At 66.3% G+C, this 22,252-nt stretch carries 22 protein-coding genes and 1 pseudogene; 17 read left to right on the top strand and 6 right to left on the bottom strand.

The annotated features are described in order from the left end of the window. Nucleotides 1-8: 8 nt before the first annotated feature. From DXK94_RS09560 to DXK94_RS09550, 3 genes are all read right to left on the bottom strand, one after another. A complete protein-coding gene (locus tag DXK94_RS09560) occupies nucleotides 9-962 on the bottom strand; it encodes a 1,4-dihydroxy-2-naphthoyl-CoA synthase (RefSeq protein ID WP_115524788.1) in 954 nt (317 codons plus the stop codon). A gap of 22 nt (nucleotides 963-984) precedes the next feature. Then, a complete protein-coding gene (locus DXK94_RS09555; protein ID WP_115524787.1) occupies nucleotides 985-1,425 on the bottom strand; it encodes a VOC family protein in 441 nt (146 codons plus the stop codon). Nucleotides 1,426-1,593: 168 nt separating this feature from the next. Continuing rightward, nucleotides 1,594-2,355, bottom strand: a complete 762-nt coding sequence (locus DXK94_RS09550) for a CPBP family intramembrane glutamic endopeptidase (RefSeq protein WP_115524786.1) — start codon at nucleotides 2,353-2,355, stop codon at nucleotides 1,594-1,596. Between the two features lie 163 nt (nucleotides 2,356-2,518). On the opposite strand from DXK94_RS09550, the gene DXK94_RS09545 reads away from it, so the two are divergent. From DXK94_RS09545 to DXK94_RS09510, 8 genes are all read left to right on the top strand, one after another. Continuing rightward, nucleotides 2,519-3,493: a metal ABC transporter substrate-binding protein gene (locus DXK94_RS09545; RefSeq protein WP_220272968.1), complete on the top strand. Its 975-nt coding sequence runs from the start codon at nucleotides 2,519-2,521 to the stop codon at nucleotides 3,491-3,493. Next, nucleotides 3,490-4,320 carry a metal ABC transporter ATP-binding protein gene (locus tag DXK94_RS09540; protein ID WP_258868506.1) on the top strand — a complete coding sequence of 277 codons (831 nt, stop codon included), beginning with the start codon at nucleotides 3,490-3,492 and terminating at the stop codon, nucleotides 4,318-4,320. Before DXK94_RS09545 ends, DXK94_RS09540 begins: the two co-directional genes overlap by 4 nt. Then, nucleotides 4,320-5,183, top strand: a complete 864-nt coding sequence (locus DXK94_RS09535) for a metal ABC transporter permease (RefSeq protein ID WP_115524785.1) — start codon at nucleotides 4,320-4,322, stop codon at nucleotides 5,181-5,183. The genes DXK94_RS09540 and DXK94_RS09535 overlap by 1 nt, the downstream gene beginning before the upstream one ends. Before the next feature lie 208 nt (nucleotides 5,184-5,391). Beyond that, nucleotides 5,392-5,739, top strand: coding sequence for a molybdopterin oxidoreductase (locus DXK94_RS09530; RefSeq protein ID WP_079597487.1), 348 nt, complete (start codon nucleotides 5,392-5,394; stop codon nucleotides 5,737-5,739). Next, nucleotides 5,739-8,255: a nitrite reductase large subunit NirB gene (nirB, locus tag DXK94_RS09525; RefSeq protein ID WP_115524784.1), complete on the top strand. Its 2,517-nt coding sequence runs from the start codon at nucleotides 5,739-5,741 to the stop codon at nucleotides 8,253-8,255. Before DXK94_RS09530 ends, nirB begins: the two co-directional genes overlap by 1 nt. Continuing rightward, a complete protein-coding gene (locus DXK94_RS09520; RefSeq protein WP_258868504.1) occupies nucleotides 8,252-8,596 on the top strand; it encodes a Rieske (2Fe-2S) protein in 345 nt (114 codons plus the stop codon). The genes nirB and DXK94_RS09520 overlap by 4 nt, the downstream gene beginning before the upstream one ends. A gap of 174 nt (nucleotides 8,597-8,770) precedes the next feature. Beyond that, nucleotides 8,771-10,234: an amino acid permease gene (locus tag DXK94_RS09515; RefSeq protein WP_115524782.1), complete on the top strand. Its 1,464-nt coding sequence runs from the start codon at nucleotides 8,771-8,773 to the stop codon at nucleotides 10,232-10,234. A 246-nt stretch (nucleotides 10,235-10,480) separates the two neighbouring features. Further along, nucleotides 10,481-11,536: a DNA polymerase IV gene (locus DXK94_RS09510; RefSeq protein WP_115524874.1), complete on the top strand. Its 1,056-nt coding sequence runs from the start codon at nucleotides 10,481-10,483 to the stop codon at nucleotides 11,534-11,536. Nucleotides 11,537-11,632: 96 nt separating this feature from the next. Here DXK94_RS09510 and DXK94_RS09505 read toward each other — a convergent pair whose 3' ends face one another. Then, nucleotides 11,633-11,809 (bottom strand): CsbD family protein, encoded by a 177-nt coding sequence (locus DXK94_RS09505; protein WP_079597484.1) that lies wholly within the window; start codon nucleotides 11,807-11,809, stop codon nucleotides 11,633-11,635. 159 nt (nucleotides 11,810-11,968) lie between these two features. On the opposite strand from DXK94_RS09505, the gene DXK94_RS09500 reads away from it, so the two are divergent. From DXK94_RS09500 to DXK94_RS09475, 6 genes and pseudogenes are all read left to right on the top strand, one after another. Next, nucleotides 11,969-12,427 (top strand): SRPBCC family protein, encoded by a 459-nt coding sequence (locus DXK94_RS09500; protein ID WP_115524781.1) that lies wholly within the window; start codon nucleotides 11,969-11,971, stop codon nucleotides 12,425-12,427. A gap of 44 nt (nucleotides 12,428-12,471) precedes the next feature. Further along, entirely contained in the window at nucleotides 12,472-13,113 is a 642-nt protein-coding gene (locus DXK94_RS09495; protein WP_258868503.1) for a pentapeptide repeat-containing protein, read from the top strand. A 131-nt stretch (nucleotides 13,114-13,244) separates the two neighbouring features. Next, nucleotides 13,245-14,471, top strand: coding sequence for a thiolase family protein (locus DXK94_RS09490; RefSeq protein ID WP_115524873.1), 1,227 nt, complete (start codon nucleotides 13,245-13,247; stop codon nucleotides 14,469-14,471). Next, a complete protein-coding gene (locus DXK94_RS09485; protein WP_115524779.1) occupies nucleotides 14,471-15,259 on the top strand; it encodes an enoyl-CoA hydratase/isomerase family protein in 789 nt (262 codons plus the stop codon). The genes DXK94_RS09490 and DXK94_RS09485 overlap by 1 nt, the downstream gene beginning before the upstream one ends. Continuing rightward, a complete protein-coding gene (locus DXK94_RS09480) occupies nucleotides 15,259-16,149 on the top strand; it encodes a 3-hydroxyacyl-CoA dehydrogenase family protein (RefSeq protein WP_115524778.1) in 891 nt (296 codons plus the stop codon). Before DXK94_RS09485 ends, DXK94_RS09480 begins: the two co-directional genes overlap by 1 nt. A 65-nt stretch (nucleotides 16,150-16,214) precedes the next feature. Further along, nucleotides 16,215-17,668: pseudogene (locus DXK94_RS09475) on the top strand (DUF222 domain-containing protein). A 7-nt stretch (nucleotides 17,669-17,675) separates the two neighbouring features. Here the strand turns inward: DXK94_RS09475 and DXK94_RS09470 are convergent. Next, complete coding sequence (locus DXK94_RS09470) at nucleotides 17,676-17,909, bottom strand: DUF6480 family protein (protein WP_115524777.1); 234 nt, start codon at nucleotides 17,907-17,909, stop codon at nucleotides 17,676-17,678. A gap of 75 nt (nucleotides 17,910-17,984) precedes the next feature. Between DXK94_RS09470 and DXK94_RS09465 the strand changes: the two genes are divergently transcribed. After that, the gene (locus DXK94_RS09465; protein ID WP_115524776.1) at nucleotides 17,985-18,593 is read left to right on the top strand and encodes a GNAT family N-acetyltransferase; all 609 of its coding nucleotides are present in this window, start codon (nucleotides 17,985-17,987) and stop codon (nucleotides 18,591-18,593) included. 5 nt (nucleotides 18,594-18,598) lie between these two features. Here the strand turns inward: DXK94_RS09465 and DXK94_RS09460 are convergent, their stop codons facing one another. Beyond that, complete coding sequence (locus DXK94_RS09460) at nucleotides 18,599-19,435, bottom strand: SGNH/GDSL hydrolase family protein (RefSeq protein ID WP_115524775.1); 837 nt, start codon at nucleotides 19,433-19,435, stop codon at nucleotides 18,599-18,601. A 160-nt stretch (nucleotides 19,436-19,595) separates the two neighbouring features. Between DXK94_RS09460 and DXK94_RS09455 the strand changes: the two genes are divergently transcribed. Both DXK94_RS09455 and DXK94_RS21395 read left to right on the top strand, forming a co-directional pair. Beyond that, nucleotides 19,596-20,315: a tyrosine-protein phosphatase gene (locus DXK94_RS09455; RefSeq protein ID WP_258868502.1), complete on the top strand. Its 720-nt coding sequence runs from the start codon at nucleotides 19,596-19,598 to the stop codon at nucleotides 20,313-20,315. Next, the coding region (locus DXK94_RS21395; RefSeq protein WP_181884787.1) for a S1 family peptidase at nucleotides 20,312-22,252 on the top strand (1,941 nt) is incomplete at its 3' end. The genes DXK94_RS09455 and DXK94_RS21395, both read left to right, overlap by 4 nt.

The raw sequence follows: 22,252 nt of genomic DNA, 5'->3' as shown, positions 1-22,252 counted from the left end.
TTCCTGCCTTAGAAGTAGTGCGGGAAGCTGGACCAGTCGGGGTCGCGTTTTTGCAGGAAGGCTTCCTTGCCCTCCACCGCCTCGTCGGTCATATACGCCAGCCGGGTGGCCTCGCCGGCGAACACCTGCTGGCCGGCCAGGCCGTCGTCGGCGAGGTTGAAGGCGAACTTCAGCATGCGGATGGCCTGGGGTGACTGCCGGGCGATGTCGGCGGCGTACTCGAGGGCCACCTCCTCGAGGCGCTCATGGTCCACGGCCTCGTTGACTGCGCCCATCCTGACCATGTCCTCCGCGGAATATTCACGGGCCAGGAAGAAGATCTCCCGGGCGGCCTTCTGCCCGATCTGCCGGGCCAGCAGCGCCGAGCCGTAGCCGGCGTCGAAGCTTCCTACCGTGGCGTCGGTCTGCTTGAACTTGCCGTGTTCGCGGGAGGCGATGGTGAGGTCGGAGACCACGTGCAGGGAGTGGCCGCCGCCGGCTGCCCAGCCGTTGACGACGGCGATGACCACCTTGGGCATGGTGCGCATGAGCCGCTGGACTTCCAGGATGTGGAGCCGGCCGGCGCGGGCGGGGTCGATGGTTTCCTGCGTCTCGCCGTCGGCATAGCGGTAGCCGTCCCGGCCCCGGATCCGCTGGTCGCCGCCGGAGCAGAACGAGTGGCCGCCGTCCTTGGGGGAGGGGCCGTTTCCGGTGAGCAGCACGGTGGCAACGTCCGGGGTCATGCGGGCATGGTCCATGGCCCGGTAGAGCTCATCCACCGTGCCGGGCCGGAACGCATTGCGGACCTCGGGCCGGTTGAAGGCGATCCGCACGGTGGGCAGGTCACGCACCCAGGCGCCGTCGGCGTCGCGCTCCACCTGGCGGTGGTAGGTCATGTCCTGGAAGTCCTCGAATCCGGACACCACCCGCCAGCGGGTGGGATCGAAGACGTCGGACACCGGGGCGGGGATTTGGTTGCTCACCGTCCAAGTCTAGTAATCGGGCTCAGCTGATGCAGAACTCGTTCCCCTCGGGGTCGGCCATGGTGTGCCAGGAATGCGGACCCTGGTTGGCCGTCCACAGGAAGGCGGCGCCCCTCGCTTCCAGCTCGCTGCGGACCTCGTCCTTGTCCCGGCCGGCCAGGTGCACGTCCCAGTGCACCCGGTTCTTGACCACTTTTTCGTCCTCACCGGTCTGGAACAGGAGGCGCCGGCTGGGTGCCTTCGCCTCGATTTCCTCCGGTGGGCGGATGGCGCACCCGTCCCGCCACACCAGGTTTCCCCGGTGCGTCATGGTCTGGTCCTCGGTGGCGAAGCCCTGGTCGATCATGGAGCGGATAAACGTGGCGTCCTGCGGCTCCACCGCCCACTGCAGGGTTTCGGCCCACCAGTCGGCAAGCTCGTGCGGCTTCTTGCAGTCGATGACAATCTGGATGTTCAGTCCCATCCACCCAAGGTACGGCGGCAGGTGCCCCGGCGATAGGGTGCGGACAACAACGGGGGCCCACGCCTCAGGGTGCCCTGGCCGAGCTTGCGAGGTTAGGAAGCAACGCGGAGTCACTTTTGGCCCTTAAGAACCCGGTTTTTGGGCGATACCTGACCCCGCGTTGGCTGTTTAGGCGGGCACTTGCTGGATCTGCTCGAAGAGTTCCGGCGGGATCGCGTAGATGAAGACGACGGCCAGCAGGTTCTTGGCGGCGTGGACGAAATAGGAGAACATCAGGTTCCTGCCGGTCCAGACGTAGACGAACACCAGCGTTGCACCCATGGCAAGGTACGGCAGCAGGGCGGTGAGCGTGATGGCTTCCTGTCCCGCGATGTGGATACTTGCGAACAGGACGACGGACAGGGCGCAGCACACCCAGATGTTGATGCGCCGGCTGAGCTTGCCGATGAGCAGGTGCCGGAAGATGTACTCCTCCACGAATGGGCCAACAATCACCACCACCGGCACCATCAGCCAGGCCGGGACCTGCTGCATCAGTTGCTGCAGTCCCGCCTGGTTTTCCGACGTCTGCACCTCGCCGCCGATCGCCACCACGATCGCCGTCAGGATCAGCATGGCCACCACCGCTGCGGGCACCATCATTACCGTGAACCACGGCCGGGTGGCGAGGACCTTCAGGTCCCGGGCCATGACCCGGCGCGCGGCGAGCAGCGCCAGGATGCCCACCGAGCCGTAGAAAAGCAGGTTCACGGCGTAGGACGCAGCCGCCGGACTCGGGGCCACCTGCCGCAGGAAGGGTGCCAGGAGGTTCCCGGCCACGGTGAAGAACCCGGCGATCGCCACGTACATCGCCAGCGTGGCGAAATCCAGGGGCGAGAAGCGGTACAGCTGTGGCTGCGGTGCGGGCGGTATGCGGTGGACGGTGGCCATACTTCAGCCTAGCCTCCCAACCAGGTAGCGCTAACTGTCGTTATGGGGCCTCATAACGACAGTTAGCGCGACCTGGTTGGGCGGACGGGTCCCGTGGCGGGATGGCGCCGGGTGTTCCGGGGAACGTTGGTCAAGAAAACGTGCTTCGCCTAGAATATTCGGTATGCCTAAATCTATGTTTCGGTGCGCCAAAGTAGCCGCCCGGACCAGCGCCGCGCGGACGGTGCGCTTCCGCGCCGCAGCCGTTGCCGCCGTCGTGCTTTCCCTCCTCCTGACCGCCTGCGGAGGCGGGGCTGAGGGCAACGGCGATGATGGTAAGAAGGTAGTCCTGACCACCTTCACGGTATTGGCCGACGTCGCCCGGAACGTTGCGGGGGACAAGCTCAGCGTGGAGTCCATCACCAAGGCCGGCGCCGAGATCCACGGCTACGAACCCACTCCGGGAGACATCCGGAAGGCGTCCAAGGCGGACCTGATCCTGGACAACGGCCTGAACCTGGAAGCGTGGTTTGGCCAGTTCGTGGAGGGCCTGGATGTGCCTCATGCCGTGGTCAGCGAGGGCGTGGAGCCCATGTCCATCAGCGAGGACGCCTACCAGGGCAAACCCAACCCGCACGCCTGGATGTCGCCGCTGAACGTCAAGGTGTACGTGGACAACATGGTGAGGGCGTTCTCCGACCTGGATCCGGACAATGCCGAAACCTTCAAGGCCAACGGCGAGGCCTACAAGGCCGAGCTGCAGGCCGTGCAGGACCAGATGACGTCCAGCCTTGCCGGTGTTCCGGAAAACCAGCGGGCCCTGGTCACCTGCGAAGGGGCCTTCTCCTACCTGGCCCGAGACGCCGGGCTGAACGAGCTCTACATATGGGCAGTCAATGCCGAGCAGCAGGCCACGCCCCAGCAGATCACCCGCGCCATCGAGTACGTCAAGGCGAACAACGTCCCGGCGGTCTTCTGCGAATCCACCGTCTCCGACGCCCCCATGCAGCAGGTGGTGGGCGCCACCGGTACAAAATTCGGCGGCACGCTCTACGTGGACTCGCTCTCCGAAGCCGACGGTCCGGTTCCCACCTACCTGGACCTGATCCGGCACGACGCGGAGGTCATCACCAAGGCGCTGACCGGAGCGGGGTCATGACCACCCCGGCCATCCTGGTGGACAACGTCACCGTCCACTACGGCGAGGTGATGGCACTGGATGGCGCGTCCCTCACCCTGGACCCCGCGCGGATCTGCGGCCTGGTGGGCATGAACGGCTCCGGCAAGTCCACCCTGTTTAAGGTGATCATGGGGATGATCAAGCCCGACGCCGGCACCGTCCGCATCAACGGACAGTCACCTTCGCGGACGCGGAGGGAAGGCGGCATCGGCTATGTGCCGCAAAGCGAGGACGTGGACTGGCAGTTCCCGCTCTCCGTCCGCGACGTGGTGATGATGGGCAGGTACGGCCACCAGGGTTTCACCCGCCGCGCCTCCAAGGCGGACCGCGCAGCCGTGGAGGAAGCACTGGACCGGGTGGAGCTCGGAGGTTATGCCGGGCGGCAGATTGGCCAGCTGTCCGGCGGCCAGAAGAAGCGCGCCTTCGTGGCCCGGGGAATCGCCCAGGGCGCCACCACCATGCTCCTGGACGAACCCTTCGCAGGCGTGGACAAAAGATCCGAGGCCACCATCACCCGGCTCCTCCGTGAGCTCGCGGGAGACGGTTGCACCATCCTGGTCTCCACCCACGACCTGCACGCCCTGCCGCAGCTCTGCGACGAAGCCGTGCTCCTGATGCACAAGGTCCTGATGCACGGGCCCCCGGAGTTGGTGCTGCAGCCGGAAAACCTTGCGATGGCCTTCGGCCTGGACGTGCTGAACCGGGACACCACAAGCAGCCAAACGAAACCTCATCCCGGCCCCCAAACCCGCGACGGCCAAACCCGCGACGGCCTGCCCGCCAACGGCGGAAGGCGGGCCGTCTGATGGAACTCCTCTTCGAGCCCCTGACCTACGACTTCATGGTGCGCGCCATCGTCACCACCGCGCTCGCCGCCGTCGTCTGTGCCGTGCTGAGCTGCTGGCTCGTCCTGATCGGCTGGTCCCTCATGGGTGACGCCGTCTCGCACGCGGTGCTTCCCGGCGTCGTACTGGCGTACATCGTGGGCGCCCCGTTCGCCCTGGGGGCCCTGGTGTTTGCCCTGGTTGCGGTGACCCTGATCGGGGTGGTCCGGAACACCAGCAGGGTCAAGGAGGACGCCGCCATCGGCATCGTGTTCTCCTCGCTGTTCGCGCTCGGCCTGGTACTGATCTCGGTCACGCCCAGCCAGACGGACCTCAACCACATTATCTTCGGCAACCTGCTGGGCGTCAGCGTCCCGGACCTCATCCAGGTGCTGGTCCTGGGCGTGGTGGCGTTCGCCGTCCTGATCCTGAAGCGGCGGGACCTCACCCTGTACGCCTTCGACCCCACGCACGCGCACGCCATCGGGCTCTCCCCGAAACGGCTCGGGGCTCTGCTGCTCGGCCTGCTCGCCCTGACATCGGTGGTGGCGCTGCAGACCGTGGGCGTGGTGCTGGTGGTGGCCATGCTTATCATTCCCGGCGCCACGGCCTACCTGCTGACGGACCGGTTCTCCCGGATGCTGGTCATCGCCCCCACGGTGTCGGCCGTGTGCTCCATCGCCGGCATCTACATCAGCTACTACCTGGACACGGCGTCGGGTGCCATGGTGGTGCTGACGCAGGGTGTGGTGTTCGCGCTCGTCTACCTGTTCAGCCCGCGGCAGGGCCTGATCGGGACCCGCATGGCCAAGGCCCGGCGGAGACGCGCTGTCGCAGCGGCTTAGCCGCCCCGTCTGATAGCCGCCGATTCGACGGTTCCCCGCGCACTCGATATTGCCCGCCGTCGACCTTGCAGGGAACCGTCTAAGCGGCCACCCCCGAAAACGGTGAGGTTTGCGTTAAGGGATCTTTACCGGGGAACCGGCGCGCGGAAACATCGGCGGCGCAGGATGGGCTGTGCCAGTTGTTTGCCGGCCGAAAGGACTCCGCCCCGTGCTGACCAAGAACCTTTTCCTGCAGGGCATCTACCATTTCCAGGGCGTGGGGATGGAAAAGCCCGTGCCCATCCACAGTGAGCTCTCGCATTACGTCCCGGACGGCGTCATCAACCAGACGCTCTACTTCCGCGGCGGCAACTCCAGCGCCGAGCTGATCGCCGTGGTGCTCCTGCGCAACGGCGTCCCCATGCGGTACTTTCCCATCGGCGCCAAGAGCGAGGTGCACGTTCCGCTCCGGGTGGTGGAGGACATCGAGGGCGGCTCCGTCATCGAGCTGTATGTGGCGGCGCCGGAAGGTGTCCATGGTTCCGTGGTGATCGACCTGGGCATGGTGGAACACTGATGACCAGCGTCCTGGACACGCCCCGGGCCCGGAAAACCGGCAGGGACCCGCGCCGGCGCCTCGTGGTCATCGGCAACGGGATGGCAGGAGCCCGGACGGTGGAGGAGATCCTGGCCCGGGGCGGCGCGGATCAGTTCAGCATCACCATGTTCGGCGACGAGCCCTACGGAAACTACAACCGGATCATGCTCAGCCACGTCCTCTCCGGAGAGGAGTCCGACGCCGACATTTTCCTCAACTCCCTTCCCTGGTACCGGGACAACGGCATCGACCTGCACGCCGGGGTGCGGGTGGAGCGGATCGACCGCTTTACCAAGCACGTCTTTTCCAGCGACGGCCGGGTGACGCCATATGACACCCTCATCATCGCCACGGGCAGCCGCTCGCACATGCCGCCCATGGACGGGCTGCACACGCCCGCCGGGTCGGTGAAACCCGGGGTGTTCGGGTTCCGCACCATCGACGACACCCGGAAAATGGTGGCCCACGCGAAGGAGGAGCACCACCGCCGGGCCGTGGTGATCGGCGGCGGACTGCTGGGGCTTGAGGCCGCGTACGGCCTCCGCAGCCACGGGATCGAGGTGGAGGTGGTCCATTCCGGCGGGCACCTGATGAGTGCGCAGATGGGACCCGACGGCGGCGCGGTGCTCCGCAGGAGCGTGGAGGCACTTGGGATCGGGGTGCACACGGGCAGCCGCACCACGGCCGTGCTGGGAACCGACAGGGTGACCGGGGTGCGCCTCCGGGACAAGCCCGACATCAACTGCGACATGGTGGTGGTGGCCGCCGGAATCCGCCCCAACGTGGACCTGGCGGTGCTCAGCGGGCTGCCCGTGGAACGCGCCATCGTGGTGGACGACCAGCTCCGGGTCCAGGACGAGGACGACATCTACGCGGTGGGGGAGTGCGTCCAGCACCGTGGCGAGGTGTACGGGCTGGTGGCCCCGCTCTGGGAACAGGCCGTGGTGCTGGCGAACCACGTCACCGGTGCCGACACCAGTGCCGCGTACCTCGGTTCCCGGACAGCCACGAAGCTGAAGGTGGCCGGCGTGGAAGTGGCCTCCATGGGCCTGCACGGGCCCGAACTGGACACCGACGAACATATCGTTTTCTCCGAGCCCAGCCGCGGCGTCTTCAAATCCATCGTGGTCCGCGACAACAAAATGGTGGGCGCCACGCTCCTGGGCGACAGCCGCAAGGTGGCCTACCTCACCCAGGCCTTCGACCGGGGGCTGCCGCTGCCGGAGGAACGGCTCAGCCTGATGTTCGACCTCGGCACCCCCGGGGAAGACGTGGGAGTGGCAGAGCTCGACGACGACGCGCAGGTCTGCAACTGCAACGGCGTCAGTAAGAAGGCGCTCGCCGGAGCCGTACGGGGCGGGTGCACCACAGTCGCCGGAGCGATGGACGCCACCCGTGCCGGCAAGGGCTGTGGCTCGTGCAAGCTGCTGGTGCAGCAGGTGGTGGAATGGGCGGCCGGTGGTGCCGTGGAGGAAGACCCGGCCGCCAGCTACTACGTCCCGGGAATCCCGCTGGACAAGCCGATGCTGATGGCCGAAATCCGGAAACGCGGGCTGCGCTCGGTCTCCCAGGTGTTCCAGGCCCTGGCTCCCGGCAGCGCGGAGGACGCAAAATCCAAGATGGGGCTGGCGTCCCTGCTGAAGATGATGCTCGCGGACCAGTACATCGACGAACGCGACGCCCGGTTCATCAACGACCGGGTGCACGCCAACATCCAGCGTGACGGCACGTTCTCCGTGGTGCCGCAGATGAAGGGCGGAGTGACGAGCGTCCAGCAGCTCCGCCGGATTGCTGACGTGGCCGAGAAGCACAAGGTTCCGCTGATCAAGCTGACCGGCGGGCAGCGGATCGACCTGCTGGGAATCCGGAAGGAAGACCTGCCGCAGGTGTGGGCGGACCTGGACATGCCCTCCGGCTACGCGTACGGCAAGAGCTTCCGTACCGTCAAAACCTGCGTGGGCCAGGACTTCTGCCGTTACGGCACAGGGGATTCCACAAAGCTCGGCATCGAGATCGAGTCCCGCTTCCAGGGCCTGGAGTCACCGGCCAAACTGAAGCTGGCGGTGTCCGGCTGCCCGCGGAACTGCGCCGAATCCCTGGTCAAGGACGTGGGCGTGGTGGCCGTGGAGGGCGGCCGCTGGGAAATCTACGTAGGGGGAGCGGCCGGAGCCCACATCCGCAAGGGGGACCTGCTGGCCACCGTGGACAGCCCGGAAGAGGTCCAGGTCCTTACCGGACGGTTCATGCAGTACTACCGCGAGCGCGCCAACTGGCTGGAGCGGACGTACGCGTTCGTGCCGCGGGTGGGGATCGAGCACCTTCGGGCCGTGATCGTGGAGGATGCGGAAGGCCTTGCAGCCGGACTGGACGCCGCCATGCAGGCCTCGGTGGACGGCTACGTGGACCCGTGGCGGGAGCGCGATGACCCGCTGACGCCCGGCCAGTTCCGCACCTCGCTGCCGCTGACGGTCCTGCCGCAGGTGCCGGTCCGATGAGCGGAATGATGAGCGGCATGGGCAGCGTCCGGTCGCACAACCTGGGCCCGGCTGACCAGATCCCGCCGGGGGAGGGGCGGGCCTTCGCCGTCGACGGGAAACAGGTGGCCGTCTTCCGGCTGCGGGACGGGTCCCTGCGGGCAGTGTCTGCGGTCTGCCCGCACCGCGGGGGACCACTCGCGGACGGCACCATCGACCAGCATGTGGTGATCTGCCCGCTGCACCAGCACGCCTTCGACCTTCTCAGCGGGTGCTCAACCACCGGGACGGAACCGCTGGCCACCTACCGAGTGAGCCTGGATGGCGAGCAGAATCTGGTGCTGGAGACGGGGGCCGTGTAGTGCACGTCACGTAGCACCCCCTCACGTCTTGTAGGATGGACGAGCCGCGCGAAGCTTCGGCTGTACGGAGAATTACGCTCACAAACGGTTGCCCCGGAAGAGAATGACCGAATTTTGTGAGCTAAATCATCCGTATCCCGGATGCGGCCAACCCCCAACCCACAAGGAACCGTTGTGCCTCAAAGTACCCCCACAGATCTCCAGAACAGCACGGCACCATCCACCGCCGTCGCCGACTCCTCCCTCAGCGCCGAGGGCTACAGCAAGACGCTGGGCAGGCGCCATGTCACCATGATCGCCATGGGTGGCGCCATCGGCGTCGGCCTCTTCATGGGAGCCGGCGGCCGCCTTGCCTCCACCGGCCCGGCCCTGATTTTCTCCTACGCCATTGCCGGCGTCATCGCCTACCTCCTCATGCGGGCCCTGGGCGAACTCATCATGTACCGCCAGACCTCCGGCTCCTTCGTCAGCTACGCCGGCGAAATGTTCGGCAAGAAGGGCGCCTTCCTGTCCGGCTGGATGTACTTCATCAACTGGGGCATGACCGGCATCGCCGAACTCATCGCGATCGGCCTGTACTTCCAGTTCTTCTTCCCCAACGTCCCCGTGGAAGCCTCCGCCATCGCCGCGCTGGCGCTCCTGGTGGCAGTGAACCTGCTGAGCGTCAAGGCGTTCGGTGAATTCGAGTTCTGGGCCTCCTGCCTCAAGGTGGGCGCCATCCTCATCTTCCTGGCCGTGGGCACGTTCATGGTCATCACCAACGCCCAGGTGGGCGACGGCAACGCATCGGTGGCGAACCTGTTCGCCGCGGAAGGCGGCATGTTCCCCAAGGGCGCCCTGGTGATGGTCCTGGTCCTCAACGCCGTGATCTTCGCCTACAACGGCATCGAACTGGTGGGCATCACCGCCGGTGAGATGCAGAACCCGGAACGCGAAGTGCCCAAGGCGATCCGCGCCGTCGTCCTCCGCATCGTGGTGTTCTACGTTGGTTCGGTCACCCTGCTGGCCATGCTGCTGCCGTCCGACCAGTACGTGGCGGGAACCTCGCCGTTCGTCACCGTGTTCGGCCAGATGGGCCTGGCCTGGGTGGGCGACGTGATGAACATGATCGTTATCACCGCCGCCCTGTCCTCCTGCAACTCCGGCCTGTATTCGATCGGCCGCGTGTTCCGCACCATGGCCAACAACGGCCACGCACCCCAGTGGCTCACCCGCATGTCCAAGCGGCACGTCCCGTACGCGGCCATCCTCGCCATCGCAGCCTTCTACCTGGTGGGCATCCTGCTCAACATCTGGCTGGGCGGCTCCCACGCGTTCGACCTGGCGCTCAACACGGCCTCCATCGGCGTGATCTTCACGTGGGGTGCCATCTTCGCCAGCCAGATCGCGCTGCGCCACCGCAAGGGCGTCACCTCCAGCCTGCCGATGCCCGGTTCGCCGTGGACCAGCTGGGCGGGACTGATCGGGCTGCTGGCCATCACCGTGCTGATCGGTTTCGACACCATGACCAGCAAGAGCGGCGAGGTGTTCTACCTGGGCCTGTGGACCCTGGCCACCATCCCGTTCTTCGCCGTGGTCCTGTGGCTGGGCTGGCAGAAGGTCAAGAACAACGAGCCGAAGAACGTGCTCTACAGCTAGGCTCCTTGCCCGTACGACGGCGGCGGGTCACCCTCGAGGGGGCGGCCCGCCGTTGGCGTTTCCTCCTGTGCGTTCCTGCCCACTTAGTCGCCGCGGCACTGGCCCGAGGAGGCTGGTGTCGCGGCTGCGCCTGGCATGCACCGGTAGTAACCGGGCAGGAACGCACAAAGTTCCGGTGCCTGCTGCTTCGCATGCTTGGCGGCGCGACGACACCGGGGCAGACTGGGGCATGTGACCGAACCCTGGGTGCTCCATGTGGACCTTGACCAGTTCATTGCGGCCGTCGAGGTGCTCCGGCGGCCGGAGCTCGCGGGCAAAGCGGTGATCGTTGGCGGCCGCGGCGATCCCACCGAGCGGGCGGTTGTGTCCACGGCGTCCTATGAAGCCAGGGCGTACGGCGTCGGCTCGGGAATGCCGCTGCGCATCGCCGCGCGGAAAGTGCCCGACGCCGTCATCCTGCCCGTCGACCAGGACGCCTACCTCGCTGCATCCGAACAGGTCATGGCGGTGCTGCGCTCGCAGCCGGGCGCCACGGTCCAGGTGCTCGGCTGGGATGAAGCGTTCATTGGCGTGCAGGCGGCGGATCCGGAGGCCTACGCCCGGCAACTGCAGCAGGCCGTACTCGAGGAGACCCGGCTGCACTGCAGCGTTGGCATCGGTGACACCCTGGTCCGCGCCAAGGTAGCCACCACGTTCGGCAAGCCTGCCGGTGTCTTCCGGCTTACTGACGACAACTGGCTGGACGTCATGGGGAGCAGGCCGACCATCGAGCTGTGGGGCGTGGGAACCAAGGTGTCGCGGCGCCTGGTCACGCTCGGCATCAAGACTGTTGCCCAGCTTGCGGCGTCCAATCCTGATGACCTGGTTCCCGAGTTCGGCCCGAAAATGGGTCCCTGGTACGCGCAGCTCGGACGGGGCGACGGCTCGCGGACAGTCGATGACACGCCCTGGGTGGCGCGCGGGCACAGCCGGGAAACCACCTTCCAGCACGATCTGACGGAGCCCGGGCAGATTGACGACGCCGTCCGGGAGTTGGCAGCGCACGTTTTGGACGATGTCGCGGGCGAGGGCCGGCCGGTCATCGGTCTGACGCTCAAGGTCCGCTACGCCCCGTTCATCACCAAGACGTACGCCCGGAAGATCCCCGAGACGTCGGATCCCGCGGAGGTGCTGGCCCGTGCCCTCGACCTGGTGGCGAAAATCGAGCCGGACCGGCCCATCCGGCTCCTGGGGTTGCGGGCAGAAATGACCATGCCCGCAGACTCCCGGGAAGGGCATACCCCCACCCGCAGCGGATGGTGAAGTGGCTGGATACCAGAATGGCGGCGGATCCCGTGGGATCCACCGCCATTTCTGACTGCTGCAGCACGCCGTTCGCTGCGGCTGCATCAGGAAGGACTAGTCGCGCTTGAACTCGTCCTTGACACTTTCGCCGACCTTCTTGGCGTCTGCCTTGACCTGGTCGGTCTGGCCTTCTGCCTTCAGGCGGTCGTTGTCGGTTGCGTTGCCCGCAGCTTCCTTGGCCTTGCCGCCCATATCTTCTGCTGCGTTACTGATCTTGTCTCCGAGGCCCATGGTGGTGGCTTCCTTTCGTTTCCGTTGATCAAACAATGCCTTTTCACCCTAACACGAAGCTTGCTTACTATTTCAAGTCCAACTGATCCGGCAGGTGGGGCTGGCGGTTGGCGGGCGGGCGCCTGTTGAATGTCGTTGCCCGCGGCTAGGCTCGAATTCATGGAGAACAGCACAAGCCTCACCCAGCACGTCCAGGCTCCGCCCGAAAAGGTCTGGTCCGTGATCACCGACATCCCCGGTTCGGCCGCAACATTGTCCGGTGTGCAGGCGGTGCAGCTCCTCACGGACGGCCCGTACGGGGAGGGCACGCGGTGGAAGGAGACCCGGAAAATGCTGGGCCGGTCTGAGACCGTGGAGATGTGGGTTGCCCAGGCTGACCCGCCGCTGAGCACCACAGTGAAGGCAGTCCAGGGCGGCGCGGATTACAGTACGCGCTTCAGCCTTGCCCCGCGCGGCGACGGAACCGATCTGACCCTCGCGTTCGGGGCTGAGGTTACTAAACCCAACGCCGCGAGCCGCATCATGATGGCGCTTTTCGGAAAGTTGAGCCTGGCGGCCACGCGCAAAGCACTCGCGAAGGACCTTTCGGAAATCGCTGCCAAAGCGGAATCGCTGTAGTGGCGGGCGCGCGGGCGGGGACGGGGAAAAGTGCCGGCCTGAAAGTGGCCGCGCCCCGGCTTTCGCCGGTGGTGCTGGAGGACTTGGCGGACCGGCCGGCTGCGGACTTCGAGCGTGGTGGAAAGTACGACGGCGGGCGGTACAGCCGTGCGGCCGCCGACGGTTTGGAGTTGAGCGGCGCAGATTTTGCCGAGTGTGAGTTTGCGGGTGTGTCCTTCAATGACACCCAACTGCGCGGGGCAGGTTTCCGCGACTGCATCCTGGGTGAGCTGTATGCCCCGGTTTTTCGGGCAGCGAGGACCACGTGGCGGGACGTGGAATTCCGCAATCCCCGGCTGGGGTCTGCCGAACTTTACGAGAGCGGCTGGCAGTCTGTCCGGATCGACGGCGGCAAGCTCGACTTCCTCAACCTTCGAGGAGCCAAGCTGACAGACGTCCTGATCAGCGACTGCATCATCAATGAACTGGACCTCGGCTCGGCCGCCGGAACGCGGGTAGCACTGAAGAACTGCGCCATCGGCACGCTGGACCTGAACGGAGCCAAGCTCAAGGATTTCGACGTCCGCGGCACCGACTTCCGCACCATCAGCGGACTCGGCAGCATGGCCGGGATCGTCATTGACGACTACCAGCTGGGCCTCCTGGCACCCCTGCTCGCGGCGCACCTTGGCGTGACGGTCCTGTAACCGGCTTCGCTCGGAGGTACGCATCCTCAGCCCTGCCGTGTACTATTTACAGAACGAACGGTCGGTAAGTGGAGGAATCCGCTGCGCAGGGCGCCGATGACAGTGCTGTTTATCGCGTGAAGGGTGTTTCCATGGCTGCAACCGCAGGTCCGCAGGCTTTCCTTGTTGGCGGGGTCCGAACGCCGGTGGGCAAATACGGCGGCGCGCTGTCGTCGGTCCGCCCCGACGACCTTGCCGCCCTGGTGGTCCGGGAGGCAGTGCACCGTGCGGGCCTTGATCCGGACAGCATCGATGAAGTCATCCTGGGCAACGCCAACGGTGCCGGCGAAGAGAACCGCAACGTGGCACGCATGGCCACCCTGCTGGCCGGGCTGCCGCTCCACATCCCCGGCATCACCGTCAACAGGCTGTGCGCCTCCGGCCTCAGCGCCATCATCCAGGCCAGCCACATGATCAAAGCCGGCGCCGCGGACATCGTGATCGCCGGCGGCGTGGAATCCATGAGCCGTGCCCCCTGGGTGCAGGAAAAGCCCACCAGCGCCTTCGCCAAGCCCGGCCATATTTTCGACACCTCCATCGGCTGGCGCTTCACCAATCCCCGGTTCCAGCACGGCGGGCTGTCGCGCGACGGCAAGATGACGTACTCCATGCCGGAGACCGCGGAGGAAGTGGCCCGCGTGGACAGCATCTCCCGGGAGGACGCCGACGCTTTCGCCGTCCGCTCCCATGAACGTTCCCTGGCGGCTATTGAAGCAGGCCGGTTCAAGGACGAGATCGTGCCCGTGACCGTCAAGGGCCGCAAGTCGGAAACCGTAGTGGATACCGACGAGGGCCCACGGCCCGGGACCACCATGGACGTCCTCGCCGGGCTGAAGCCGGTGGCGCACGGCGGGTCTGTGGTGACCGCCGGGAATTCCTCGTCCCTCAATGACGGCGCGTCAGCCATCATCGTCGCGTCCGAAGCGGCCATTGAGCGGCTCGGCCTGGCACCCCGCGCGCGCATCATTGACGGCGCGTCGGCCGGTTGCGAACCGGAAATCATGGGCATCGGTCCGGTGCCCGCCACCCAGAAAGTCCTCAAGCGGAGCGGACTCAGCGTAGGCGACCTTGCCGCCGTCGAACTCAACGAAGCCTTTGCCACTCAGTCTTTGGCGTGCATCCGCCGGCTTGGACTGGAACCGGACATTGTTAACCTCGACGGCGGCGCCATCGCCCTCGGGCACCCACTCGGTTCCAGCGGGGCACGGATCGCCATCACCCTGCTGGGCCGCATGGAGCGCGAGGACGCCAAGGTGGGCCTCGCCACCATGTGCATCGGCGTGGGCCAGGGCACTGCAATGCTGCTGGAGAAAGTCTGATGCCGGGCGCCGTGGACCTGGCGGCGGAGAAGTTCCACGCCCTCCTGGTGGAGGAACGCGGCGACCGCGTGGTGGTGCTGCTCAACCGGCCCGAGGTGCGCAACGCGATCGACCAGCAGATGGTGGATGAACTGCATACCGTCTGCGCCGCCCTGGAACAGAACCCCAAGGTGCTGATCCTGGCGGGCGTCGACGGCGTTTTCGCCTCCGGTGCCGACATCGCCCAGCTGCGCGAGCGGCGCAGGGATGACGCCCTCCATGGCATCAACTCCACCATCTTCGTGCGGATCGCCAAACTGCCCATGCCGGTGATCGCGGCCCTGGACGGCTACTGCCTGGGCGGCGGAGCGGAACTCGCGTACGCCGCGGATTTCCGGATCGGCACGCCCGATGTCCGCATCGGCAACCCGGAAACCGGGCTTGGCATTCTCGCGGCCGCCGGTGCCAGCTGGCGGCTCAAGGAACTGGTGGGGGAACCGGTGGCCAAACAGATCCTGCTGGCCGGGCGGGTACTTGGCGCCGACGAAGCGCTGGCGGTCAACCTCATCACCGAAATCCATGACGCGGCCGGCCTCCTGGACGCAGCACACAGCCTGGCGGACCGCATTGGCCGGCAGGACCCGCTGGCTGTCCGGATCACCAAGTCCGTTTTCCATGCCCCGGCGGAGGCCCATCCCCTGATCGACCAGCTGGCCCAGGGCATCCTCTTTGAGTCACAGGCCAAGTTCGACCGGATGCAGAAATTCCTGGACAAAAAAGCCGACAAGACGCCCGGAAAGAAGAACTGATGAACAACTCCTTCCCTCCTTCCGGCCTGCCCGCAGCTTCCGGATTGCCCGCAGCGGTGGGCGTCCTGGGCGGCGGCCGCATGGGTGCCGGTATCGCCCACGCCTTCCTGGTTAAGGGCGCCGACGTGATGGTCATCGAGCGCGACGAACAGTCCGCCGAAGCCGCGCGTGAACGGGTTGAATCGGCGGCTGTGAAGAGCATTGAGCGCGGCGTGGTGGATGCCAATCTGGATGAGATGGTCTCGCGGCTGACAGTGGGCGTGGATTATGACGCCTTTGCCGGACGCCAGCTCGTGGTCGAGGCCGTGCCGGAGGACTGGGACCTCAAAGTAACTGCGCTGCGCGGCATCGAGGAGCGGCTGGCTGAAGACGCGTACCTGGCGTCCAACACGTCATCACTGTCCGTTAATGGCCTGGCCCGGGAGCTGAAGCGGCCGGAGAACTTCCTGGGCCTGCATTTCTTCAACCCGGTGCCGGCGTCCACGCTCATCGAAGTGGTGCTCGGCGAACGGACATCCCCCGCGCTCGCCACCGCGGCAAAGGGGTGGGTTGAGGCACTTGGCAAGACCGCCGTCGTCGTTAATGACGCCCCCGGATTCGCCTCCTCACGGCTCGGCGTGGCCATCGCCCTCGAGGCGATGCGCATGGTGGAGGAGGGCGTGGCGTCTGCGGAGGACATCGATGCCGCTATGGTCCTGGGCTACAAGCACCCCACCGGGCCGCTCAAGACCACCGACATTGTGGGGCTGGACGTACGGCTGGGGATCGCTGAATACCTGCACTCCACCCTGGGGGAGCGCTTCGCCCCGCCGCAGATCCTCAAGGACAAGGTGGCCCGGGGCGAGCTGGGCCGCAAGACCGGCAAGGGCTTTTTTGACTGGCCCAGCTAGGCTTTCCGCTGCCGAGGCCTGACCCTCGGCCGCACAATGTCAGACCCCACTGTCATAGTTTTCTTATGGCGGGCAGGGCGGCATTGGAAGCGTTGGAGGTCCTTGAGGCGTCCCTTGCTGAGCTGGGTGCTGTGCTCCGTGGGACCGGTGAGGGTTTTGATCCGTTGCGGGAGCAGGCGGATCGGAGCCTGGACGGGCTCGCCGGGGTCGCCCGGCTTGAGGCCGGGACAGCTGCGTTGAAGGTGCATCTGGCTGCAGGGTATGCAGAGGCTGCCAAGGCTGTGGCGTCACGGGCGATGGTGCCGTGCGGGGCGATGGCGCAGGAAGCGTCGATGGTCGCGGAGGTCGCGGGTGTGTTGACTATTGGTGCGCGGGCTGCCGGTGTGCTGCTGGAGCAGTCGCAGGTGCTGGCCAATGTTTTGCCGTTGACCCTGGCGGGGTTGCAGGACGGGAGCCTGTCGTGGGCTCACGCGAAGGCCATGGTGGAGGAAACCGCCACCCTGGATCGGGCCGGCGCCGCCGCGCTGGAGGCGCATTTCCTGGACCCGGACGCACCCAGTCCGGCCACCGCGCCGGCGCCCGGTGAGTTGGTGCCGCACCGGTTCCGGCACAAGGCCCGGACCTGGCGGGAACGCCACCACCCCGAATCCCTTGAGAAGCGCACGCCAGGAGTGTCGCGGAGCGGCGCGTGGAACACCGTCCTGACCAGGACGGAATGGCCTGGTTCCACGCCTACCTCCCTGCCGACACCGCGTCGGCGATGTGGAACCGCACCACCGCCCTCGCCCGGGGGTTGCAGGGCCCGGACGAGTTCCGCACCCTGCCCCAGCTCTGCGCCGACATCTTCGCCGCCGCCGTCCTCAGCAACGGACAGGACAGGCAGAACGGGCAGAGCCCCGGCCGTACGGTTGCGGAGGTCCGCACCCCGCACGCGGAGGTCCTGGTTACGGTGCCCGTGTTCTCGCTCATGGGTCTGACGGATGAACCGGCGATGCTCGACGGGCACGGCCCGATCCCGGCGTCGATGGCGCGGAAGTTGGTGGCGGACGGGGCTGGCTCGTTCTACCGGGTGCTGGTGGATCCGCGGGACGGGGCGCCGCTGGAGATCGGCCGCACCAGCTACCGGGTTACGAAGGCTATCCGCCGCTGGTTGCGGATGCGGGACGGGAAGTGCCCCTTTCCCGGCTGCAGCAACAACTCCCTGGACAACGAGGCGGACCACCTTTTGGCGTGGCATCACGGCGGGACCACCGGAATATCCAACCTGGGTCAGCCCTGCCGCAAACACCACCGCCTCAGGCACACCAGCGGCTGGACACCCACCCCGGCCACGAAACACGAACCACCCGGCTGGATCTCACCCTCAGGCCGAAGATACAAAAGCGAACACCAGGACTGGGAACCACCACACTGGCCGGAAACGCTGCGTGATGCCGTGGGCGGCTACCCGGACTTGGTGCACCTTGGGCTGTCCCCGGGAGAAGACGCCTTGGAACAAATCCTGTACTCCCGCGGCTGAGCAGTTTCTAGTCGAAGAAGCCCACGATGTAACCGATGAAGTACAGGAGGAAGAGCAGCACACCGGCTCCGATGGCACCGATCCAGAAGACCTGCTGGGCCTTCCCCGATCCCGGCTGCCTGGGCTCCCGGGTGCCTGCCACCGAACCTTCACCTGGAGGAGTTTCGCCGGGAGGGACTCCGCCGCCCGGTTCCAGGCCTGTGATCTTGTCGTCCTCCGGATCCGGGTTGGTTCCTGACACGTCAACTCCCTTGCTCGTCGTCCTGGTGCTGCCCCCAGCGTAACCGGCCCTGATTACGGGGCCTAGGCTGGTGCAGTGACTTTCCTTGAACCCCTTACCCTGACCGGGCGCCATGTAATCCTCGAGCCTCTGGCCGCCGGACACCACGACGGCCTGGTCGAGGCCGCCAAGGACGGCGAACTGTGGAAGCTTTGGTACACGTCCGTTCCAGCGCCGGAAGAGATGGCTGCCGAAATCCGGCGGCGGCTCGCGCTGCAGGAGGAGGGCTCCATGCTGCCGTTTACTACGAGGCTGATCGACCCGGCCACCGGCGGCCCGGGCAGGATCATCGGCATGACCACCTACATGAACATCGACGCCGGCACGCCCCGGGTGGAAATCGGCTCCACCTGGAACGCCGCGTCCGTGCAAGGGACCGGGACCAACCCGGATTCCAAGCTTCTGCTGCTGCGGCACGCGTTTGAAACCATCGGCTGCCCGGCGGTCGAGTTCCGCACGCACTGGCTCAACCACCAGTCACGGGAGGCCATCGCCCGGCTTGGGGCAAAGCAGGACGGCGTCCTGCGCAACCACTCCCGAACCCGCGACGGACTCCTGCGTGACACCGTCGTGTTCTCCATCCTCGAGCACGAGTGGCCAATGGTCCGCGCCGGGCTGGAGTACCGGCTGGCCCGGCGCGGGTAACGGCGTTAGTTATAGAAGCCCTCGCTGTAGATCGCGGTGAAGTACGTCTCGTAGCCCTCCGCGTTAGGGTGGAAATTCTCGGGACTTAGCGGCTTGGTGAGGTCCAGGTTGATCCATGGGTCCCCCGTGGCCGAGTTGACGCCGTGGCCGGCGAAATCGTCGGCGACGTCGACGTACTCAGCTTTGGTGGCTAATGCGGCGGCCTCGATGGTGGCGTTCAGGCTGTCCGCCAGGTCGGTGGCCTGGTAGATGAACAGCGACAGCGCATCGGTTGCTCCCGGGGGAATCGGATCGAAGAGGTAGGGATAGCCAGTCACCACAATGTCTGCGTTTGGCGCGGCGTCCTGTACTGCTTTGATCATTGCGACCAGGTCGTCATACAGAGGCCCACTGAGCTGCGCCTCGGCGTAGGCAGTGGCAGCTGCACACGCCTCTGCTGCGCGCGTATCGCCAAAGGCGAGCGCGCCGCAATAGGTGACGATGCTCCCAAAACCAATATTGTTGCCGCCAGCCGTAATCGTGACGAGGTCAGTGCTCTTGTTGAGCTCGTCAAGCTGGCTTTCCACCACAATCTGAGTTGTGGCGCCGCTGCAGGCCTCGTTCACGACCAAATTGATGGCTTTTGCTTCGTCAGCGAGCTCAGAGTAAGTATTGTCACTTCGGTAGCAGGAATCCAGGTAGGGGCCAGCTCCCTGTCCGGCAGCGTAGGAATCTCCCAAGGCGATGTATTTCGTCTTGTCTACTGCCTGGGCCGGGGCTAAAGCCACGCCAGACATCATTGCGAGCGTGGCGAGGCCGGCCGCAAAACCTGCGTGACGCCGTCGTACTGCTGTGTTTCCCATTGGCTTCTCCTTGGAACATCAACTGCGGGGGGCAGGCAACATCTAGGAGCCAGAGTACGCTTACCCTCCGCGCCGGTCACCGGGCCCACGTACTCATCTTTGCGAACGTGTACCTGTTTGTGACGTGCGCCTCCTGTGACTGATGTGATTAGCTGTCCGAATGAGCAAACCGGGCAGGTCCATGGACTGGGATGGTGCTGTCAACGCTTGGCATGTGGCCGGCGGTGTCTATCGGATGGGACGCCGGGAATGGCTGACGGAGGCGGGCTGGCAACAGGCGTACAACGCCGGCATCCGCACCGTTCTTGACCTTCGGAACGCAGCGGAAGCGCGGCGCCGGGACACCGATCCCGTCGTCTCCAGGGCGGCCTTGCAGGGCATGGCAGTGGTCGCAGCGCCCACCGAGGAGCCCGGCGATCCTCGCCTGACCGCCGTCACCGGCCCCTACCTCAACGACCCCGCCTACTACGCCGACAATGCCCGGATCTTCCCGGAAAAGCTCGTCGGCGTCTTCCAGGCCTTGGCCGCGGCAGCAGGCCGTGGCGACGTAGTGCTGCACTGCGCGGCCGGCCGCGACCGCAGCGGCATGGTCGCCGCCATGGTGCAGGACCTGGCAGGGGACTCCGACCAGGACATCGCGGAGGGCTACCGTCGGGCGGCCCGCGGCATCAACGAGCGCTACCGCACCCACGGCCCGCCACACGATCGGGAACGGTATGTGGAGGACGCCGAGCTTGAACCCCTGCTGGAGCAGCGCGGCCTGGCTGTTGTGGAGTTCGTGCGGACCCTTGATACGCGGAACTTCCTCCTGCGGAACGGCCTGGCTTCCCATGAGCTGGACGCCGTCCTGTCACTGTGCGGAGCAGGAGTGGCCCGATGAGGGCACGCAACCTCCGGCGGTTCCTCTCGCTGGGCGCCGTCGCCGGGGTTTTGGCGTCGTCCGCATATGTGGCCGCGCCCGCGTGGGGAACGGGCGAACCTGGAACCGGCCAGCCTGCCGGTGCCACCACCGACGGTCCGGACGCCTCGGGCTCCGGCCTGTCGGAGCGTGCGCTTGCCGAGGCTGTGCAGCGCGACCTCGGGCTTACCCCGGAGGAGTTCGCTGCTGCCGGAGCGCTGGGCGCCAAAGCCGCCGACGCGGCAACGGTTTTTCGGGATGTGCCGGGATACACCGGCATCAGACTGGAAGCCGGGCAGATTGTGGTCTCGGGGTCGGGAGCAGAGCTGCTCGAGAAGGTGGCGGCCCTTGCCGTCACGATCCCTGAACTGGCCCTTGAAGCGCCGGCCCCTGCGGGGTCACCTGCGCCGGCAGCGGCGGCTGGGCAACCCGGTGCTGGCGTTTCACCGGAGTCCCGCTCCACCGAAGGTGCAGAGTTCGCGGTGAGCGCCGACCAACTGTTCGAGGCGTACCTGCGCGAGGTGGGCCCCCAAGGCCTGCAGTCCGTGGTGGCCTCCGATGGCAAATTTGTCATCCGGACCGGCGGCATCAACATACCGGAATCGACGTCGGACGCGCGCGCCAGTGCTCCGGCCGCCGGTTCCGGAAAGGTGTCGCCCGCGGAGTTCGTGGCACGGTACGCCAACGTGGAGCTCGACGGCGGTGCGTCCCTTGCGCTTGAAGCGGACGTTCCCGGGGGAGTCGGCTACATTGCCGACACCGGCTGGATCTGCTCCACTGGCTTCTCTGCCTTCGACGCCGCTGGCCTTCCCGCCGTCCTCTCTGCGGGACACTGCGCGTCGGATGGTGCAGCCGAAACGGCGACCCTGGAATTCCAGTTCAACCAGGTAGGGCTGCTGGGCCGGTTTGGGTTCAGCCAGTACGGTGGCCCGGGCAATTCCCGCATCATCGAAAATCCGCTGGACCCGGATAATCCCGGAAACGTGGGCACCGACATCTCCGTGATCGAGTCCCTGCGACCGGACATTGACCCGCTGCCGGCGGCCAGTACCTGGGGCAACCAGTCCGAGCCCGGTCCCGACGTGAAGATCATCGGCAGCGCGGATCCAGTGGCGGGAATGCCGGTGTGCCGGTCCGGGCGGTCGTCCTTCTGGTCCTGCGGGACGATCGACGCTGTGGGCATCTTTGTTGTTCCAGGCCCCGGCTACGCGGCCGACCCCACAGACCTTCGCGCCTTCCGCGGCTTCCTCTCCTACGCCGTGCAGTCCAGCGGCGGGGACTCCGGCGGCCCCTACGTCAGCGGCAACTACGCGGTGGGCACGCATGCGGCAGGGGATACCCCCGACGAAAACGGCAATGTCATCCAAAACATGGCTATCGCCGCAACCCTCACGGACAGCCTGGCCGTCCTGCCCGGCTATGAGCTGGAACTCTTCCTCAACAAGCCCACCGTCACCACGCCTGCGCCTGGCGCTACTTATGAGCCGGGGCAGCGCGTCACCGGGACGGTTCCTGCGGCTCCCGCGTCCGCCGTCGCCGCGGGGTCGAAAGTCCGGATCACGCTGGACGGAGAGGATCCTTTCGAAGTCCAGGTTGATCCCGCAGGAAACTGGAGCTTCCCGGCGCCTGACGGCGATGAGGCGCTTCGGTTCACCGCGGAAACTGTGAATGGGTTCAGTGTTTCCGGGACAAACAGCTTTGAGTTTGCACTGGCTGAACCGTCCGATCCGAAGCCGCCGGCGCCAGTTGATCCGGGACCGCCTGCTCCCGCTGACCCGGCTCCCGTTCCGGCTGACCCGGCTCCCGTTCCGGCTGACCCGGCTCCCGTTCCGGCTGACCCGGCTCCCGTTCCGGCTGACCCGGCTCCCGTTCCGGCTGACCCGGCTCCCGTTCCGGCTGACCCGGCTCCCGTTCCGGCT

The organism is Arthrobacter sp. RT-1, from assembly GCF_003367205.1.
Classification (GTDB): Bacteria; Actinomycetota; Actinomycetes; order Actinomycetales; family Micrococcaceae; genus Arthrobacter.
The sequence above is the reverse complement of the archived record's forward strand: the minus strand, read 5'-3'. Positions and strand labels throughout refer to the sequence as shown.